The 17,846-nt window shown below is 58.2% G+C and carries 19 protein-coding genes; 5 read left to right on the top strand and 14 right to left on the bottom strand.

The features are described 5' to 3' along the window. The first annotated feature begins 11 nt into the window (after nt 1-11). Nucleotides 12-446, top strand: a complete 435-nt coding sequence (locus AB3N39_RS18245) for a YhbP family protein (protein WP_008501485.1) — start codon at nt 12-14, stop codon at nt 444-446. Here the strand turns inward: AB3N39_RS18245 and AB3N39_RS18240 are convergent. Continuing rightward, nucleotides 426-944, bottom strand: a complete 519-nt coding sequence (locus tag AB3N39_RS18240; protein ID WP_115876340.1) for a type 1 glutamine amidotransferase domain-containing protein — start codon at nt 942-944, stop codon at nt 426-428. The two genes, AB3N39_RS18245 and AB3N39_RS18240, sit on opposite strands and share 21 nt — an antisense overlap. A gap of 128 nt (nt 945-1,072) precedes the next feature. Here AB3N39_RS18240 and AB3N39_RS18235 point away from each other — a divergent pair, with 128 nt between their 5' ends. Together AB3N39_RS18235 and AB3N39_RS18230 are read left to right on the top strand one after the other, a co-directional pair. Then, nucleotides 1,073-1,717, top strand: coding sequence for an NAD(P)H-binding protein (locus AB3N39_RS18235; RefSeq protein ID WP_111964952.1), 645 nt, complete (start codon nt 1,073-1,075; stop codon nt 1,715-1,717). A 39-nt stretch (nt 1,718-1,756) separates the two neighbouring features. Then, nucleotides 1,757-2,794 carry a permease gene (locus AB3N39_RS18230; protein WP_115876339.1) on the top strand — a complete coding sequence of 346 codons (1,038 nt, stop codon included), beginning with the start codon at nt 1,757-1,759 and terminating at the stop codon, nt 2,792-2,794. 50 nt (nt 2,795-2,844) lie between these two features. Here the strand turns inward: AB3N39_RS18230 and dolP are convergent, their stop codons facing one another. Genes dolP through AB3N39_RS18210 form a run of 4 tightly spaced genes read right to left on the bottom strand, consistent with a single transcriptional unit; the run spans nt 2,845 to nt 6,572 of the window. Beyond that, nucleotides 2,845-3,420: a division/outer membrane stress-associated lipid-binding lipoprotein gene (gene dolP / locus AB3N39_RS18225; protein ID WP_111964950.1), complete on the bottom strand. Its 576-nt coding sequence runs from the start codon at nt 3,418-3,420 to the stop codon at nt 2,845-2,847. Nucleotides 3,421-3,429: 9 nt separating this feature from the next. Then, nucleotides 3,430-4,020 (bottom strand): DnaA initiator-associating protein DiaA, encoded by a 591-nt coding sequence (gene diaA, locus AB3N39_RS18220; protein WP_003861754.1) that lies wholly within the window; start codon nt 4,018-4,020, stop codon nt 3,430-3,432. Nucleotides 4,021-4,041: 21 nt separating this feature from the next. Beyond that, entirely contained in the window at nt 4,042-4,437 is a 396-nt protein-coding gene (locus AB3N39_RS18215; protein WP_111964949.1) for a YraN family protein, read from the bottom strand. Beyond that, the gene (locus AB3N39_RS18210) at nt 4,395-6,572 is read right to left on the bottom strand and encodes a penicillin-binding protein activator (RefSeq protein WP_367896938.1); all 2,178 of its coding nucleotides are present in this window, start codon (nt 6,570-6,572) and stop codon (nt 4,395-4,397) included. The genes AB3N39_RS18215 and AB3N39_RS18210 overlap by 43 nt, the downstream gene beginning before the upstream one ends. 62 nt (nt 6,573-6,634) lie before the next feature. On the opposite strand from AB3N39_RS18210, the gene rsmI reads away from it, so the two are divergent. Beyond that, nucleotides 6,635-7,498 (top strand): 16S rRNA (cytidine(1402)-2'-O)-methyltransferase, encoded by an 864-nt coding sequence (rsmI, locus tag AB3N39_RS18205; protein ID WP_325814175.1) that lies wholly within the window; start codon nt 6,635-6,637, stop codon nt 7,496-7,498. A gap of 67 nt (nt 7,499-7,565) precedes the next feature. Here rsmI and AB3N39_RS18200 read toward each other — a convergent pair whose 3' ends face one another. The 9 genes from AB3N39_RS18200 to kbaZ all read right to left on the bottom strand — a co-directional run bounded on the left by AB3N39_RS18200 (nt 7,566) and on the right by kbaZ (nt 16,784). After that, nucleotides 7,566-9,455 carry an enterotoxin gene (locus AB3N39_RS18200; RefSeq protein ID WP_143345578.1) on the bottom strand — a complete coding sequence of 630 codons (1,890 nt, stop codon included), beginning with the start codon at nt 9,453-9,455 and terminating at the stop codon, nt 7,566-7,568. 20 nt (nt 9,456-9,475) lie between these two features. Continuing rightward, complete coding sequence (kbaY, locus tag AB3N39_RS18195; RefSeq protein ID WP_023309313.1) at nt 9,476-10,348, bottom strand: tagatose-bisphosphate aldolase subunit KbaY; 873 nt, start codon at nt 10,346-10,348, stop codon at nt 9,476-9,478. 12 nt (nt 10,349-10,360) lie between these two features. Then, nucleotides 10,361-11,509 (bottom strand): SIS domain-containing protein, encoded by a 1,149-nt coding sequence (locus AB3N39_RS18190; protein ID WP_133295189.1) that lies wholly within the window; start codon nt 11,507-11,509, stop codon nt 10,361-10,363. A 246-nt stretch (nt 11,510-11,755) separates the two neighbouring features. After that, complete coding sequence (gene nagA, locus AB3N39_RS18185) at nt 11,756-12,889, bottom strand: N-acetylglucosamine-6-phosphate deacetylase (RefSeq protein ID WP_133295188.1); 1,134 nt, start codon at nt 12,887-12,889, stop codon at nt 11,756-11,758. Continuing rightward, a complete protein-coding gene (gene agaF / locus AB3N39_RS18180; RefSeq protein WP_045355421.1) occupies nt 12,886-13,320 on the bottom strand; it encodes a PTS galactosamine/N-acetylgalactosamine transporter subunit IIA in 435 nt (144 codons plus the stop codon). The genes nagA and agaF overlap by 4 nt, the downstream gene beginning before the upstream one ends. Nucleotides 13,321-13,336: 16 nt before the next feature. Further along, nucleotides 13,337-14,215, bottom strand: coding sequence for a PTS N-acetylgalactosamine transporter subunit IID (gene agaE, locus AB3N39_RS18175; RefSeq protein WP_045355422.1), 879 nt, complete (start codon nt 14,213-14,215; stop codon nt 13,337-13,339). Then, nucleotides 14,205-14,984 carry a PTS N-acetylgalactosamine transporter subunit IIC gene (agaW, locus tag AB3N39_RS18170; RefSeq protein ID WP_136195041.1) on the bottom strand — a complete coding sequence of 260 codons (780 nt, stop codon included), beginning with the start codon at nt 14,982-14,984 and terminating at the stop codon, nt 14,205-14,207. The genes agaE and agaW overlap by 11 nt, the downstream gene beginning before the upstream one ends. Nucleotides 14,985-14,994: 10 nt before the next feature. Next, complete coding sequence (agaV, locus tag AB3N39_RS18165; RefSeq protein WP_023309307.1) at nt 14,995-15,468, bottom strand: PTS N-acetylgalactosamine transporter subunit IIB; 474 nt, start codon at nt 15,466-15,468, stop codon at nt 14,995-14,997. A gap of 20 nt (nt 15,469-15,488) precedes the next feature. Then, entirely contained in the window at nt 15,489-16,784 is a 1,296-nt protein-coding gene (kbaZ, locus tag AB3N39_RS18160) for a tagatose-bisphosphate aldolase subunit KbaZ (protein WP_172621925.1), read from the bottom strand. Between the two features lie 251 nt (nt 16,785-17,035). Here kbaZ and AB3N39_RS18155 point away from each other — a divergent pair, with 251 nt between their 5' ends. Continuing rightward, entirely contained in the window at nt 17,036-17,839 is an 804-nt protein-coding gene (locus AB3N39_RS18155) for a DeoR family transcriptional regulator (protein WP_133295187.1), read from the top strand. The last annotated feature ends 7 nt before the right edge of the window (nt 17,840-17,846 follow it).

Genomic DNA, 17,846 nt, shown 5'->3' with positions numbered 1-17,846 from the left:
AGAGAACGAAAATGGAAACACTGGCAGCCATCAACCGCTGGCTGGCGAAGCAGCACGTCGTCACCTGGTGCGTCTACAGCGAGGGTGAGATGTGGTGCGCAAACGCGTTTTACTACTACGATCCGGAGCGCGTCGCGTTTTATGTTATGAGTGAAGACAAAACGCGTCATGCGCAGATGACCGGCCAGCAGGCTAAGGTCGCGGGCACGGTGAACGGCCAGCCGAAAACGGTCGCGCTGATCCGCGGCGTGCAGTTTAAAGGGGAGATCCGTCGTCTGGACGGAGAAGAGAGCGACGCGCGTCGTAAGCACTACACGCGCCGCTTTCCGGTTGCCGCTGCGCTAAAAGCCCCGGTGTGGGAAATCCGCCTCGATGAGCTGAAATTTACCGACAACACCCTGGGCTTTGGCAAGAAGCTGCACTGGCTACGCGCCGAGCAGGCGTAGCGCTTCGCGGTTAAACGCCGGGAGATCGTCCGGGGTCCGGCTGGTGATCAGCTGGTCTTTGTCGTTGACCACCTCCTGATCGTAAAACTCAGCACCCGCGTTTTTGAGATCGATAACGATCGGTTTCACCGCCGTGAGCTTACGCCCGCGGACCACTTCTGCGCTGATGAGCAACTGCGGGCCGTGGCAGATGGCAAAGACCGGTTTGCCGGTAGAAACAAAGTCCCGGGTAAAGGTCACGAAACGCTCGTCCCCGCGCAGGGAATCCGGTGAATGGCCGCCGGGTAACAGCAGGGCGTCGAAATCTGAGGGGCTAACGTTATCGATGGTCTCGTCGATGGTCACGCTGGCCTCGCCCTTATGGCCTGTCACCGTTTTGCCCGCCTCTTTTTCAATGGTGATGACCTCATGTCCCGCCTTGCGGAACGCCTCTGCAGGAGAGGTGAATTCTGAATCTTCAAACTCGTCGGTAATCAAGACTGCGATTTTCTTGCCCATGCTTCCTCCGTTGTTTTGGCTTCAGACTGATTTTTCTCCGCTTGTGGTAAATACTTACCTGTAACAGACTTCTAAGTGTGGTCGACGACGCTGAGTTCGCAAACGGACAATTCTGTAAAGGGGATAAGATGAGTCAGGTATTGATTACGGGTGCTACCGGGCTAGTGGGCGATCACCTGCTGCGGCTGCTGATTCAGGATCGCCGCGTGAACTACATCGCCGCCCCGACGCGTCGACCGCTGGCGGACATCTCCGGCGTCTTTAACCCGCACGATCCTCAGCTGACGGATGCGCTGGCGCAGGTGCAGGACCCGATTGATATCGCCTTTTGCTGTCTGGGCACCACGCGGCGGGAGGCGGGGAGCAAAGAGGCATTTATCCACGCCGACTACACGCTGGTGGTGGACACCGCGCTCACGGCGAAAAAGCTGGGGGCCAGACATTTTCTGGTGGTCAGCGCGCTGGGCGCCAGTGCCGGATCGCCTTTCTTCTACAACAAGGTGAAGGGCAAGATGGAGGATGCGCTGATTGCGCAGAAATGGGAGCAACTGACGATTGTGCGCCCCTCAATGCTGATCGGCCACCGGGACGAGCGCCGCTTTAACGAGTCGATCATGGCCCCGCTGTTTCGCATCCTTCCCGGCAACTGGAAAGCCATCGAGGCGCGGGACGTCGCGCGTGCCCTGTTAAAAGAGGGACTGGCCCCGTCGAAAGCGGGCGTAAACATTATCCCTTCGGCAAAACTGCGTGAAATCGCGCAGGGCGAGGCGTAAACTCCCCCGGCTAATTACTCATACTCTCCGGGGAATGCTATGACTGGTCAGTCTTCATCTCAGGCGGCAACACCTGTTCAATGGTGGAAGCCCGCACTCTTCTTTCTCGTGGTCATTGTTGGCCTCTGGTACGTGAAATGGCAGCCGTACTACGGTAAAGCCTTCACCGCCGCCGAAACGCACAGCATCGGTAAATCTATTCTCGCTCAGGCTGATGCCAGCCCGCTTCAGGCGGCGTGGGACTATGCCATGGTCTACTTTCTTGCCGTCTGGAAGGCCGCGGTCTTAGGCGTGATCCTGGGTTCACTGATTCAGGTGCTGATCCCGCGCAACTGGCTGGTGAAAACCCTTGGACAGCCGCGCTTTCAGGGTACGCTGCTGGGAACGATCTTCTCCCTGCCGGGGATGATGTGCTCCTGTTGCGCCGCGCCTGTGGCTGCTGGAATGCGTCGCCAGCGCGTGTCGATGGGCGGCGCGCTGGCGTTCTGGATGGGCAACCCGCTGCTCAACCCGGCAACGCTGGTGTTTATGGGCTTTGTACTGGGCTGGCATTTTGCGTTCATTCGTCTGGTGGCCGGACTGCTGACCGTGCTGGTAGTGGCGACGCTGGTGCAGAATCTGGTGAAGGATAAGGCGCCAGAGTCCGCGTCTGTTGAGCTGGACGTTAGCGAGCCGCAGGGCGGTTTCTTCGCACGCTGGGGCAAGGCGCTATGGCAGCTTTTCTGGAGCACCATCCCGGTCTATATCCTGGCGGTACTGGTTCTCGGGGCGGCGCGCGTCTGGCTCTTCCCGCATGCGGATGGCGCTATCGATAACACGCTGTTGTGGGTCATTGCGATGGCCGTTGCAGGCTGCCTGTTTGTGATCCCTACAGCCGCAGAAATTCCCATTGTTCAGACCATGATGCTGGCCGGTATGGGCACCGCGCCGGCGCTGGCATTGCTCATCACGCTGCCTGCCATCAGCCTGCCGTCGCTGATTATGCTGCGTAAGTCATTCCCGGCGAAAGCGCTGTGGCTGACCGCAGGGCTGGTGGCGTTGAGCGGGGTGATAGTGGGGAGTATTGCGTTGATGTGAAAAAAAGCCCGGTGGCGCGAGCGCTCACCGGGCTTACAGTCGGGTGTAGCTTACTTGATGTAAGTAAACGCAGTAGTGACGTGCTTCACGCCGCTCACCCGGCTGGCGATATCGGCCGCCGCTTTCCCTTCACGTTCGGTCACCAGACCTAGCAGGAACACTTCACCGTTTTCTGTCGTCACCTTCACGTTGGAGGATTTCACCTGGTCCGAGCCCAGCAGCTGGGAGCGTACTTTGGTGGTGATCCAGGTATCGGAAGAGGCATCACCCAGGCCAATTGGCTTGCCCTGACGCACTTCGTTAAACACCTCAGTGGTGCCTTCTACGCCCATCGCAATCTGTTTCGCACGAGAGGCGAGCTCCAGATTCGGTGCCTGACCTGCCAGCAGCACTTTGCCCTGATAAGCCGTCACGTTGATACGCGCTTCTTTCTTGATTTGTTCGTCTTTCGACAGCGCACTGTTGACGCGCAGCTCCAGCGTACCGTCATCCACCTGCGTTCCCACGGTGCGCGGATCGGTTGCCGCTTTGGTGCCTACCGCGGCGGTACCCACAACGGCTGCAGCGATACATCCCTGAAGCAGTAATGCAGACATAAGGACTGCGAGGGTCGATAAAGCCTTCATAAGAACTCCTTAATCATCCTGGTGAGGGAAAAGCGTGTTATCGATCAAGTCACATAAGCAGTTCACCGTGAGCATATGCATCTCCTGAATACGTGCGCTCCGGTGAGAAGGAATGCGGATTTCCACATCCTGCGGCCCAAGCAGACCCGCCAGCTCACCCCCGTCATAGCCGGTTAAGGCCACGATGGTCATGTCGCGGGTGACGGCGGCTTCAACGGCTTTGACAATATCCCGGCTATTGCCGCGCGTGGAGATGGCCAGCAGCACATCTCCGGCATGACCCAGAGCTCGCACCTGCTTTGCGTAAATTTCGTCATGCAGACGATCGTTAGCAATCGCCGTTAAGACCACATTATCGGTATTAAGTGCAATGGCAGGTAAACTTGGGCGTTCTGTTTCAAAGCGATTGATCATGCTGGCAGCAAAATGCTGTGCGTTGGCGGCTGACGTGCCGTTGCCACAACAGAGGATTTTGTTGCCGTTTAGCAGGGATTGCACCAGCGTCATTGCGGCACGCGAGATAGCATCCGGAAGGGCTTCCGCCGCGGCAATCTGAGTCTGGATGCTTTCTGTGAAGCACACTTTAATTCTTTCGAGCACGTTATCCCTTTTAAATCTTAATTATGCGTCTTCGCCAAAAGCGTTTTTAAGCCATTCGATCTCATTTCCGGTGAAGGCTATCACATCGAACCGGCAATCCACAGTATCAAAACTCCCATTATGGCGGGCAAGCCACAAGTGGGCAGTCTGTAATAATTTATGTTGTTTGGCGAGCGTCACGCTGGCGGCAGCACCGCCAAAACGAGAGGACTGTCGAAAGCGGACTTCTACAAACACGGTGACCTGACCGTCTTTCATGATCAGGTCGATTTCGCCGCCGCGCCCGCGGACGTTGGCGGCGATAAAACGAAGTCCTTTGCCTTCAAGCCAGCGACGCGCCTTTAATTCCCACGCATCGCCGGTCTCTTTTCGGCTTAACTGGCCGGGACGATCTGCCCCTGCTGGTATTTGAGCCATGATAACTTCCTGTTGATCACGCAGTCCTGGGTGGCGGTCAGATCGCCGGTATTGCCGTTAAGCTCAAAGCCCGGCACCTGGCGCATCTGGGTAAAGTGGTTCGCCAGCGCCCATGCATCGACACCCATCGCATACAGACGCGCCAGAGAATAATCGTTACGTACGGCACTCAGCGCCTGCTGCATCAGCGCCGGATTGCTGCCAGCCAGCATCGGGATTTCGCTGTACTGCAGACCGTCCATTTCCAGACGGAAATCCGGGCCGGCGGTGCCCTGCGCGCTGCGTGAGCTGGCGTAGAGCGTTGCGCCGCTCTGGCTGCCGTTACGCATCGCGATCATCGGTTTGATAAAGGCGATCTCCTGCGGCGTGGCAACGATATAGGCCGCATCCACTTTACCGCCACCGCTAATCTGCGCGTCGGTAGGCGGGGCCGGGATCGTCAGGCCGCCAATCGTCACGCCCTGTTGCTGCGGCAGGCTCGCGGTGACAGGACCGCCGTTAAGCGCTATACCCGCTCCACCGTTTACGCCCGCACGCAGTTCAGAGACGGAGCCGAATTTCTGCTGCAGCACGACGCCGCCGCCCAGCTTCTGCCACTCATCGGCAAAGGCATTGGCCACGCGATCGCCCAGCGCGCTGCGTGGGATGAGCAGCAGCGGAGCCTGCTTACCCTGCTCGTGAATATGACGCGCCGCATCGCGGGCTTCATCTTCAGGGGAAAGCGCGAAGTAGCAGATATTGGCCCGGTTCTGAACCTGCTCAGGCTGGTTGAGCGCCAGCACGTTCAGCGTGGTATTGCTCTTCATCAGCTCTTCCACGTTGTTTTTCAGCAGCGGACCGACAACGATGCTCGCCCCATCCTGTTGAACCTGAGCCAGAACCTGGTCAAGCGGCTGCGAGCTGGTGTCGTAAATTTTCACCTCAGCGCCCGGGTTGGCGCTGGTGGTTGCTACGGCCTGCGGCTGATCGGCAGGCTGGGCCGCGGGTTGTGCAGTCTGCTGCTGAGGCTGTTCTGCCGTTGCGTCAGGTGCTGGTGCCGCTTGGGTCTCGGCCGGAGCCTGGGTCGCAGGTGCTGCCGTAGCTGGTGTTGTTGTAGCCGGTGCAGCTGTAGCCTGAGGCGTCGTCGGGGCCGTCACCGGGTTTTGCATCGTGCCCTGCGCCGGAGCTTGCGCTGTGGTCAGGTCGCTGGTCTCGGCGGCGGATGGGCTGACAACATCACTCACGTTAGCCGCCTGGGCTGCCTGAGCGGGAACTGCGCTGCCGGTTACCGACGTAGTACCGTTTTTCGCTGCTTCAAAGCCCTGCTGAATGGTACGGCCAAACACCGCCGCCTGGCCGTTGAGCGGCAGAAGCAGGGCGATTTTGCTGGTGGACGCTGGCTTAAAGTTCTGTACGTTCACCAGCTGGGTTGGCAGCATTTTCGCACCCGGGTTTTGCGGGTAGCGTGTCTGCCAGTCCGTAATACCGGCTTTCAGCATCTTTGGATCGCTGCGGTTGTTAAACCACATCTGCTGCAGATCCAGCCAGCCCTGAAGAACGTTTTCATCGGCGTTGATGACCAGAGCCTGCGCCTGTTCCTGCGTCATCGAAGCCAGCGCTTGCCAGGTGGCATCAATATTTTTCTGCTTTTCGGCACCGCCGAGCAGCGGCTCTTGCGCGATGAGGGCGCGGAGCAGCGTCAGGGAAGGGCGCCCCTGCTCAGCGGTAATGCCCGCCTGCCAGAAGCGAGCCTGCTGGTTTTTATCCAGCGCGCTCACGTCAATGTCCCCGAGGATCTTCTTCGCGGCGGCGTAATCTTTCAGCGCGACCTTCAGCTCGGCAGAGAGCAGGCTCTGCTCGCGACGCTGGGCGTCGTTAAGATCTTTCGGCAACTGGTTAAACAGTTCGGCAGCCCGCTGGGTTTTACCCTCTTTCAGCAGTGCACGAATGGCGAGTAATTGCCAGTTGGTCTTGGTATCATTTGAACTCTGCGACATTTGCTGCAGATAAAAGCCAGAATCAGCCTGAGCAGAACCCTGAAGATGGGCGGTGCTCTGGTCAGGTGCCTGGGTGCCACAGCCTGCAAAGATCAGGGCTGCCAGCAGAAGCGGCACGCTGCGCGTGGCTTTTTTTCGAAGAAACGTTAACGGTACCATACTGTATCCAGTGATTTTTTTTACGCAATGCTCAATATTAAATCGGCAATACGGACGAAACAATGAAACAACACGAAACGGCAGATAATTCTCAAGGCCAGCTTTATATTGTACCTACTCCTATCGGGAATTTGTCTGATATTACCCAACGTGCGCTCACCGTACTGCAAGCTGTTGATTTAATTGCTGCTGAAGATACCCGCCACACCGGCCTGCTGCTGCAACATTTCGCGATTAACGCCCGTTTGTTTGCTTTGCACGATCACAATGAGCAACAAAAAGCCGAAACGCTGGTGGCGAAGCTGAAAGAGGGGCAGAACATTGCTCTGGTCTCCGACGCCGGTACGCCGCTGATCAACGATCCCGGCTATCACCTGGTGCGTACCTGTCGCGAAGCCGGTATTCGCGTTGTGCCGCTGCCCGGCCCGTGCGCCGCGATTGCTGCATTAAGCGCTGCAGGTCTGCCGTCTGACCGTTTCTGCTATGAAGGCTTCCTGCCTGCCAAATCCAAAGGCCGCCGCGACGTCTTAAAAGACCTGGAAGCGGAACCGCGCACCCTGATTTTCTACGAATCCACGCACCGCCTGCTGGAGAGCCTGGAAGATATGGTGACCGTCTGGGGAGAAGGCCGTTATGTGGTGCTGGCGCGCGAGCTGACTAAAACCTGGGAAACCATCCACGGCGCACCGGTGGGCGAGCTGCTGGCGTGGGTGAAGGAAGACGAAAACCGCCGCAAGGGTGAAATGGTGCTGATTGTCGAAGGGCACAAGGCGGAAGAAGACGCGCTACCAGCCGACGCGCTGCGCACGCTGGCGCTGCTGCAGGCGGAACTGCCGCTGAAGAAGGCCGCTGCGCTGGCGGCGGAAATTCACGGCGTGAAGAAAAATGCGCTGTATAAGCATGCGCTGGAGCAGCAGGGGGAGTAAGCCCCTGCCGCCTGTTTTGCCGGGTGGCGGCTGCGCCTAACCCGGCCTGCAGATCGTTATGCGTCTTTTAGCTAACTGGTACCGCCTCAAACACCAGCGTTTCCAGCGGCTGCAGCGTAATCACCACCGCGTTTTTATACTCCTCCGGTACGGTTGAATTACTGCCGTACACCGCTTTCAGACGAAACTGCGCCGCGTTTCCTGTCGGGATTTCAAAATCTTTTGTTAAATCCAGGTAGTAGCTTTGCGGCTTATCCGACGGGTTACGCAAGCCGAGAATCGCTTTGTCCTTGCTCCAGGATGCCCAGCCGTAAACCTGCAGCGCGGTCGGATCGCCACCAATCCAGTGCGTATCTACCAGCACGTTGGCGTTATCCCGGGACCACTTCGCGGCCCGCGCCAGGGTGTCCCACTTCGCCTTATTCAGCATTGAAGGGGTGATATACAGCTCCTGCAGCTGGGTTCCGGTGGCGAAGTAGCTCCAGACCTGGTCGGCAAAGTCGCTGTCCGTTTGCACCTTCTCCAGCCCGTAATAGGCGTTTTCCGCGCTAACGATCCCGTGGTACATCAGCGAGTTCAACGGGAACAGCGGCCCTTTGCGAACAATGGAGCGGTACGTTTCCGCATCGCGGTAGGTCATCCACTGCTGCACCGGCGTGCCGGGACCGTACAGGTTGATGTCATCGCCCTGGCGCCAGATGGAATCAGCGTAGAACAGCCAGGACGGGCTGGCGTTGGTACCTGTCGTCAGGTTAATAAACAGATTCGGGTTGGCGCTGCGCATGTTGTGCAGCAGAGCGATAGAGGCGTCAAAATCCGAGGCGAACGGGCTGCCCTTAATATGCGAATTGGCATTACCCATCCCGTCCAGCTTGAACGAGGTAATGTGCTCGTTTTTAATTAGCTTAACGATCTGCTCATTGAAGTTTTTAAAATAGTTTGGGCCTGACAGCGCCAGCTTCCCGTCTACCGTTTCGAAACCGTACTCTTTTGCATGCGAGACGCGAGTGTCGCGCGGTTTGTTATATCCACCCCACGGCGAGAGCCACAGTCCAACGGAGCTGTGCATGCTGTCGGCTTTTTCCCGAACTTTGCTAAAACCGTTGCTGAATGCCGGGCCAAACAGCCAGCGTCCGGTCAGGTCATCCCAGCCATCGTCAAGCAGGAACGCATCCAGCGCCACGCCGCGCCCGGTGATAAATTCCTTATTCCATTCATCCATCCGCCCCAGCACGTCCTGCTCGGAGTACGGGGTAAAGAAGCCGATATCCATCCAGCTGTTGTAGTGTAAATAAGGCTTATACGGACGCGGGCGGACGGCATCAATAAACTGGTTTACGCTGCGGCGCAGCTGGCTGGTCTCCGGGAAGGTGCCGAACCAGGTGGTAAAGCTGACCGGCGACTCTGGCTGAATCGGCGTTTTCAGCTCTACGTTGAGATTGGTTGTCGCTTCATAGGCGTAGGTGTTAACGATGGGCTTGTCCGGCAGAATGAAGAACGAGTCTGCGACGATCGGCGAGCTGTTAATCGCCCCGTCTACGTAAGGTGCCTGAGCCTGCTTTTTGGTCGGGAAGAAGGTAATTTTTGCCACGTCTCGCGGCTGACCAACGGCGGCAACGGTGTAGTCGATGCTGGCGTATTTCCCCTTCACCAGGTTCAGCTTCACCGTTACGTTAAAGTCCGGATGGGTGAAATCGATGACCAAGCCGCTGTCCTGCTTTTCGACATGCTTGATTTTAAAATCAGCGGTGTGGATTTTCGTCTCGTCCGGCAGCGTCAGAAAGAACAGCTCCTGCGGCGTGAGCGGATGGTTAGCCCTGGTGTCCTTAACCACTACCGTTGAGTTTGCATCATCAAATGACAGAGCAATATTGTCGTTACCGAGCGCGTAGTTCGCGGCCACCGCGCTATGGGAAACGCACATGGCCAGCACTGAGAGTGCGAGGATTTTTTTCATCAGCGTAAGCTCCTTTTTAATCAGGCTTCTGCCGGAAGCAGCAATCGGTTTGCCGATCCGCAAACGGCGATCTTGCTTCTGACCACCTCTTTCATGGCGTCCATGCCGACCCGCATATAGAAGCGCGGATCGTTGCCCTGCGGGTTTTCGGCAAACCAGGCCTTAACCGCGTCAGAGAAAGCAATTTTCAGCTCGGTCGCCACGTTGACTTTGCACACGCCCAGCTCGATGGTGCGGCGAACAAACTCATCCGGCACATCGCTCGCGCCGTGCAGCACCAGCGGCACGGTGACCACTTCGCGGATTTCTGCCAGCCGCTGGAAGTCGATTTTCGGGCGCTTGGTATACAGGCCGTGGGCGGTGCCGATGGCGACGGCGAGGCTGTCTACGCCGGTCAGTTCGACGAAGCGTTTCGCCTCCTGCGGATCGGTGAGGAATGCGCTTTCCGCGTCCACGCTCATGTCATCTTCCATGCCGCCCAGACGGCCCAGCTCGGCCTCGACGCTGCAGTCGTTGAGGTGGCAGAAATCGACCACCGACTTCACCAGCTTCACGTTTTGTTCAAACGGGTAGTGGCTGCCGTCGATCATCGCGCTGCGCACGCCCGCGTTGACCTTGCGGCGAATATCGTCCAGTGATTCGTGGTGATCGAGGTGCAGCGCCAGCGGCATGTCGTAGGTGTGGGAGTAGGCGCTGCACAGGGCGTAGATCTCTTCCAGCGCAATATGCTTAAAGGTGCCCGGCGTGCCCGCTAGGATCACCGGCGATCGCATTTCGCTGCACGCTTCGAGGATCGCCTGGATCGTCTCCGCGTTGTGGATGTTGAACGCCGGAACGGCGTAGCCTTTTGCCTGCGCGTCCTGCAGAAGATATTTCGTCGAGATAATACTCATAATCAGATCCTCTTAAGCCTGCCACGGATGAATAACGACGCCCTGCACCACGCGGTTGACCGTCCCGCTGGCCGATGGCGTATCGGGCGTAATGCCTGCGCTAAGCGACTGGGTGAGCGCAAAGACCTGGGCATACATCAGGAAGCAGAACGCCTGTTCCATATCGATAAACGGACGTGAAGGCGGCAGCAGAATGTGCGGACCCGCTTCAATGACCGGATCGTTTTCAGCGGCGATGGCGACGACGCGCAGGGCCTGGCGATCGCGGCGCAGCTCGGCCAGCAGATCCAGATCGTACTGACGCGTATATGGATGGCTGGAGATGAACACCACCACCAGCGTTTCATTGTCTACCAGCGACTTCGGCCCGTGACGGAAGCCCGTAGGGGAGTCGTAAAATGCCGCCAGCTTGCCCGCCGTCAGCTCCAGCACCTTCAGCGCCGATTCGCGCGCCGCGCCCTGCAGGCCGCCGCTTCCCAGATACACTATCCGTTTCCACGGTTCGCTGCCAAAGACGCCGTGGCTGAAATCCCCGAGCGAGGCGAGGATCGCCTGACAGCGATCGGCGACGTCGCCGAAGGTGTGGGTATTGATCGTTTCCGGGGCGAACACGGCCAGACAGCTCGCCATCATGGTGGTGATGCTGCTGGTCATCGCGAACCCGCGATCGTGCGTTTCGGCAGGCATCAGCAGGGCAAAGGCGTTATCGCTGTCGACGGCGTTCTGGTACAGGCTCCCCGCCTCGTTGCAGGTAATGGACAGGTGATAGCACTCCGGCACGAACTGGTTTGCCAGCTCAACGGCCGCGACGCTTTCCGGACTGTTGCCGGAGCGGGCAAACGAAACCAGCAGCAGCGGGTGCCCAGGGCTGAAGTAGTCCATCGGGTTCGTGACCAGATCGGTTGTCGGGACGGCGGTGAAGTTTTTCCCGGTGTGGCTTGAAAGCCATGGCGCAATGATATCGCCGATAAAGGCGGACGTGCCCGCGCCGGTCAGGACGATCCGCAGATCGCGCTTGCGCAGCAGCGGCGTCAGGAAACTGTCGATCGAAGCACGCAGGTTATCGATGTTGTTGAGCGAGCGGATCCAGCTGGCAGGCTGCTGGCGGATCTCTTCCTCGGTCCAGGTGCCGGTTGTGGTGGCGGTAGTGGTTTGTTGCATAACTCAGTCCTTAGTCGTGTGAATTCCACATCAGACGCTGGCAATCGTGTCGCTATCTTTCGTTTCGTTTCACTTGTTCACTTAAGCAGTTAAATAAAATCTATAGAAAAGAAATCGAAACTTCAATGAAAGAAAAGAAATAAAACGAAAAGTGTGATCGTGAAAGGAAAGGGAAAATTTAAGGAAAGGAAAAGAAAGGCCTTACGGTTTCAGGCCGTAAAGCCAAAAGGAGACACAATGAAAGGGCTAAAGGGGGAGAGCCTGGCCCTGAATCCAGATCCGCTGGAGGTGTAAACCTCCGTCCAACGCAATAATATTGGCGCGTTTGCCCGGGGCTAAGGATCCAAGCTGATCGTCAACGCCCAGCAGCCGGGCAGGGTGCAGCGAGGCCATATGGATAGCGTCTTCGGCGGTGACGCCCGCGTACTCCACCATATTCCTGACCGCGGCATCCAGCGACAGCGTGCTGCCCGCCAGCCCGCCGGAGCCGGTTCGAACCACGCCGTTTTGCATCGTGACCTCTTCACCGCACAGGGTATACCGACCGTCCGGCATACCTGCCGCCTGCATGGCATCGGTAATCAGCACCACGCGATCCTGAGCGCAGCAGCAGCATAAACGCATCGCTCCCGGATGGACGTGGTGGCCGTCGGCAATCAGCTCCAGCCACGCCCGTTTGTCCGTCAGCCCTGCGCCGACCATGCCGGGCTCTCTGTGGTGCAAACCCGTCATACCGTTGTAGCAGTGCACCAGCCCGTCGGCACCCGCATCAAACGCGGCGAGAGTTTGCCGGTACGTAGCAGCGCTGTGGCCCAGCATGACGCGGATACCGCGCTGTTTAAGATGATGAATCGCCTGCAGCGCGCCGGGTTTTTCCGGCGCGAGCGCCACCACGCGTAGCGTGCTCTGTGAAACGTCAATCAATCTGTCCAGCTCGGCGATATCCAGTTCCCGGAATAGCTCGGGCGGATGCGCCCCTTTGTTCTGGGGCGTAAAGTACGGTCCTTCCAGATAACTGCCCAGGATCTGCGCGCCGGGTCCGCCGGACTGACTGCGCCGGGCGATACGCATCAGTGCGCTGTGGATGGCTTCCATCGGCGCGGTCACGGTGGTGGGCAGAAATGCGCCCACGCCTTCACGCGCTTTATGCATCGCCAGAGTGTCCAGCACGTCAGGCGCATCATCCATGACGTCCACGCCCGCGCCGCCGTGGACGTGCGTATCGATATACGCCGGGCAAAGCAGCTCCGCATCGCGCGCCGTAACGCCCGCCGGGATGGGTTCAATCGCCGCAACCGCGCCGCTTTCTATGCGTAGCTGGTGGTCGTCCAGCCAGCCCTGTTCGGTCAGGATCCGTCGCGCGCGCAGCAGCTGGCTCATATCCCTTCCTCAGCCGGAGCTTCCTCACGGCAGCGCCCCAGCTCGTCGACCAGGCTCGTCAGGCCGCGGTGCCCGCACTCCAGCGCCTGCAGACGAAACGCCTCGCTGCTTAATCCGTCGCGCTCCAGCACCATCTCCAGCAGCAGCTGCAGGTTGGTGCCGGTGATGACTTCACTGCCCGGCCGTTGCATGGCGAGCGTCGATGCCACGCGAAAAGGCGTGCCGCCGAGCAGGTCGGTGAGAAACACAATATCGTGCTCTGCATCGAGTTCACTCACTGCCTGCTCAAGCTGAGCGGTCAGCCGCGCGGTGGTGGAGGTTTCCGGAAAATCGATGGCAATAAACTGCGGCTGTTCGCCCAGGATCTGCTTCATCGCCTGCTCAAGTCCGCTGGCAAAACCGCCGTGACCCGTCAAAATAATGCCTAACATCGCAACCTCTTTGCTTTTACAGGAAGTGACAGAATTTACCGACAACGCCCAGCAGCACGGTGATACCGATCAGCCGCAGCGGGCTCCAGCCGCGGCGTACCAGCCAGAACATGGTCAGGGTGTAGACCAGCGGCAGGAACGCGGGCATCAGCTTGTCGATGACGTCGGCCTGCAGTTTAACGACCGCATCACCCGCCTTGATTTCGAGCGTGGTATTGAGGCGGACGTAGGTTGCCACCAGCGCGCCGATCACCGTCATCCCGACGATAGACGCCGCGTGGCCGACCTTTTTAGTGTTGGCTTTAATCAGCGGAATGGCCGCGACGCCCATCCGGTAAGCGTAGTGCGCCAGGCCAAAGCGCAGGCCGAGGTGTACCACGTTAAACAGCACGATAAAGACCACCGCGCCCAGAATCGACCCTTGCAGCGCCAGGCTGGCACCAATACCGCCGCAGATGGGCAGCAGGGTCAGCCAGAACATGGCGTCGCCAATACCGCCAAGCGGCGCGCCGACGGCAATTTTGGTGCTCTGGATGCTGTTCACATCCTGCTTGGATCGCTCCATCGCCAGAATGATGCCGATAACAAAGGTCACCAGGAACGGGTGGGTGTTAAAGAAGCCCATATGGCCTTTCATCGCCCGCGCCAGGTCCCGCTTGTTGGTGTGGATCTTTTTCAACGCGGGCAGCAGCCCGTACAGCCAGCCGGAGGCCTGCATACGTTCGTAGTTAAACGAGGCCTGCAGCAGCATAGAACGCCAGGCCACGCGGTTGATATCCTTTTTCGTCAGCTCGGCACCGATGTTCTGGTCTTCGTAGACGTTTTCATTCACGCCGGTCAGCAGCGTCTCTTCGCTTTCAGACACGCCCGGCAGGGTGGTGTGGTTAGATGCCATCTTCGAATTCCTCTTTCTGAGCGGCGGGAGCCGTCGGTTCAGGTGATTTACGCATCAGGTCGATCAGCGCCATGGCCAGCGCGGCCGCCGCAATCGCCAGCACCGGAAGCTTGAGCCAGGCGGCGGCGACAAAACCAATAATGAAGTAAGGGATGTACACGTTTTTCATCATGATCTTCAGCAGCACGGCGAAGCCGATGGCTGGCATGATGCCGCCCGCGACGCCGAGGCCGTCAATCAGACGCGCTGGCAGAACGTCAATGGCGGTTTTCGCATGTTCCGCACCGAAGTAGATTGGCAGGAACGCGCACAGAAAATAGAAGATGCCGAGCGCCAGCAGCGCAAGATAGTTAACCCGTTCAATGCCGTTGGTGTCTGCATTGGCCGCCATGCGATCGCAGCGCGACATGACGCCGGACATCACCGAGAAGAGGAACGTAATCCCCATCTGTACCGCAACGGCAAACGGCACGGCGACGCCAACCGCGACTTCTGGCTTCACGCCGGTGCTGATGGCAAACGCGGTCCCCACGATGGTGCCGATAATGACGTTAGGCGGCTGGGCACCGGCGAGCGGGGCCAGCCCCATCCAGACCAGCTCTAACGTACCGCCGGTCAAAATGCCGGTGTGCAGATCGCCCAGAATCAGGCCGACCAGCGGCCCGAGCACCACCGGGCGGTGCATGTGCGTTAACCCGTTAAACATATCCAGACCGGCGATAAAGGCGAGTATGCCCAACCCAATCGCCTGCAACAGACTGATTTCCATTGTGAATCCCTCAGAGCAGTTTAAAGAGATCCAAAGCAGTTTCTGTTGGAACGCCCTGAACGAAGCATTCCACACCGGCCGCTTTCAGGCCGTTGAACGCGTCAATATCGTTCGCGTCGACAGAGACCGTTTTGGCAATTTGTTGTTTGCCACTGGCGTAGTGCATGTTTCCGACGTTGATACGGGTGATGGGCACGCCGCCCTCGACCAGCTTCAGAAAATCGGCGGGTGATTTGCAGACCAGCAGGATTTTCTGGCGGTCAGCGGCGCGGTGAATGTTGTCGATCACCTTTTGCAGCGACCAGAAGCGCACGGCGATCCCTTCTGCGAGCACCATTTCCATCAGGTTCTGTTGAACCGGATCCTCAGCGACCTCATCGTTAGCGACCAGCACCAGGTTTGCCCCCGCAAACCCCACCCACTGCACGCCCACCTGACCGTGGATCAGGCGTTCGTCGATGCGGCATAAAACAATGTTTGGCATAGAGTTTTCCTCTTTTTTAATTATGCGTTTTGAGTCGTTACGCCTTCGCAGGCGGCGTGGTACTGCTGGAGTATGTCCTGAATGTGGTCGATGATGAGTTCCCGTGGCGTTGACTTGAGAGCGCCCTCGCGAACTTTGCTGTACTGCAGCGGCAGGTACTGGCTGATCAGCGGCAGAGGAACAGGCTCGTCTGCCAGGTTACGCACCAGCCGTGCAAAGGCGTCGTCAATTTGGCTGTCCGGCCAGTAGTAGCGCACGCGGTCTGAGTAGCTGTAGCCGCGCGCCAGGCGACGCGCGTTGCCGTCACCGTGGTAATGGCTTTGCCAGTATTCCGGACGGTCGAGCATGACGTTTTCCAGCACGTGACGCAGGCCGGAGCTGGCTTTTGCCGGCAGCAGCTCCTCTTCAATGGCGGCCAGCGAAAACAGCGCCTCGCGCAGGGCGAAGGTCAGGGCGGGGCCAACTTTCAGAATGGCAAAGTGATCGTTAACCAGCTGGCGCAGCGCCTGCGGCGTCTGGTAGTCGGTGGAGTGCGCTTCAAACACCAGCGTGTCGTAAGCTTCAACCATTTTGCTCAGGGCAACGGCTTTCTGCGGCTGATAGTCGCAGACGTGCGCGTGGTCGAACTCCACGCCAGGCTGGACCACCAGGCCAATAATGCGCGGCCAGATGTCGCTTAAGCCTTCCTTTTCGAACGCGTGGCGGTGCGCTTCAAGCGTGGCGCGGGCCGCGTCCGGCGTGGTGACGGCAAGTTCGGTGAGCGTCTCGTGCGCGCCACCGGGAACCGGCACTTCCGTGCCGATAACGTAGACCAGATCGGATTCACCAAACTGCTCGCGACAGGTCGCTTCGGCAATATTCGCCAGGCGTGCGGCGCGTCCGGCGACGATCGCGTCGGTCAGGGGAACCGGGTCGTCCTCGCAGGACATGCTGCAGTCCAGGTGGATCTTTTTGAATCCGGCGGAAACATAGCTTTTGATCAGATCGTCGGCATTTGCCATCGCCTGTTCCGCAGGGAGATTTTGCCAGCGGTTAGGGCCCAGATGATCGCCGCCGAGTATCAGCTGTGATGTCGGAAAACCGAGCGACTCGGCCAGCCGGCAGACAAACGCGTGAAAATCCGCAGGCGTCATGCCGGTATAGCCGCCAAATTGATCCACCTGGTTGGAGGTCGCCTCGATCAGCAGCGGCGTCTGATGCGAATGCGCGTAACGAATTGCAGCTTCAAGTACCAGCGGATGTGCGGAGCAGACGGCATAGATCCCGTTCGAATTCCCTCGTTTATGTTGTTCCACCATTTCTGTCAGATGTTTCACTTTCCTCTCCATTTCGGATGGCAATGATACTTGTCTTTCGTTTTGTTTCATTTAATCCTGCATCATGGTGATATAAAAATAAAACGAAAGATAATAGTTTTCCGATCTGTTTCACAAAAGAAACATAATGAAAGGTTTCAGCGCAGTGTTGGCTTGCGTCTGTACGTAAGGCGGGACTTGCATTCCCGAAAAAGAAAGGCCTTAATAGGCAAAACGAAATGAAACGAAAGGCTATTTATTAAGGAGCTCGTATGAGCAGCACCGATTCATCCGCGGAAAAGCGCATCACCGGCACCAGTGAAAGGCGAGAGCAGATCATTCAGCGGTTGCGGGCGCAGGGAAGCGTGCAGGTTAACGATCTGTCTCATCTGTACGGCGTATCGACGGTGACGATCCGCAACGACCTGGCGTTTCTGGAGAAGCAGGGTATTGCCGTTCGCGCCTACGGCGGGGCTTTGATTTGCGAAGGCAATGTACCGGGCGCTGAGCCTTCCGTGGAGGATAAAAGCTCGCTGAATACGGCGGTGAAGCGCAGTATCGCGCAGGCCGCTGCCGCGCTGGTCAAACCCGGGCACCGTATTATTCTGGACTCCGGCACCACGACGTATGAAATCGCCCGCATGCTGCGCCAGCACACGGACGTGATTGCGATGACCAACGGGATGAACGTGGCGAATGCGTTGCTGGAAGCGGAAGGGGTGGAATTGCTGATGACCGGCGGGCACCTGCGCCGTCAGTCGCAATCCTTCTACGGTGACCAGGCAGAACAGTCGCTACAGAATTACCATTTTGACCTGCTGTTCCTCGGCGTTGACGCCATCGATCTCGACCGCGGCGTAAGTACGCATAACGAAGACGAAGCCCGCCTTAACCGCAAAATGTGCGAGGTGGCGGAGCGTATTATCGTTGTCACGGACTCCAGCAAATTTAACCGCTCAAGTCTGCATAAAATCATTGATACGCAAAGGATTGATATGATTATTGTCGATGAAGGCATTCCGGCGGAGAGTCTGGAAGGGCTCCGAAAAAGCGGGATTGAGGTGGTGCTGGTTTAAGGGGGCC

The sequence above is a fragment of the Enterobacter vonholyi genome (genome assembly GCF_040834095.1).
Taxonomy (GTDB): domain Bacteria; phylum Pseudomonadota; class Gammaproteobacteria; order Enterobacterales; family Enterobacteriaceae; genus Enterobacter; species Enterobacter vonholyi.
This window is presented reverse-complemented; position numbering and strand designations above follow the sequence as displayed.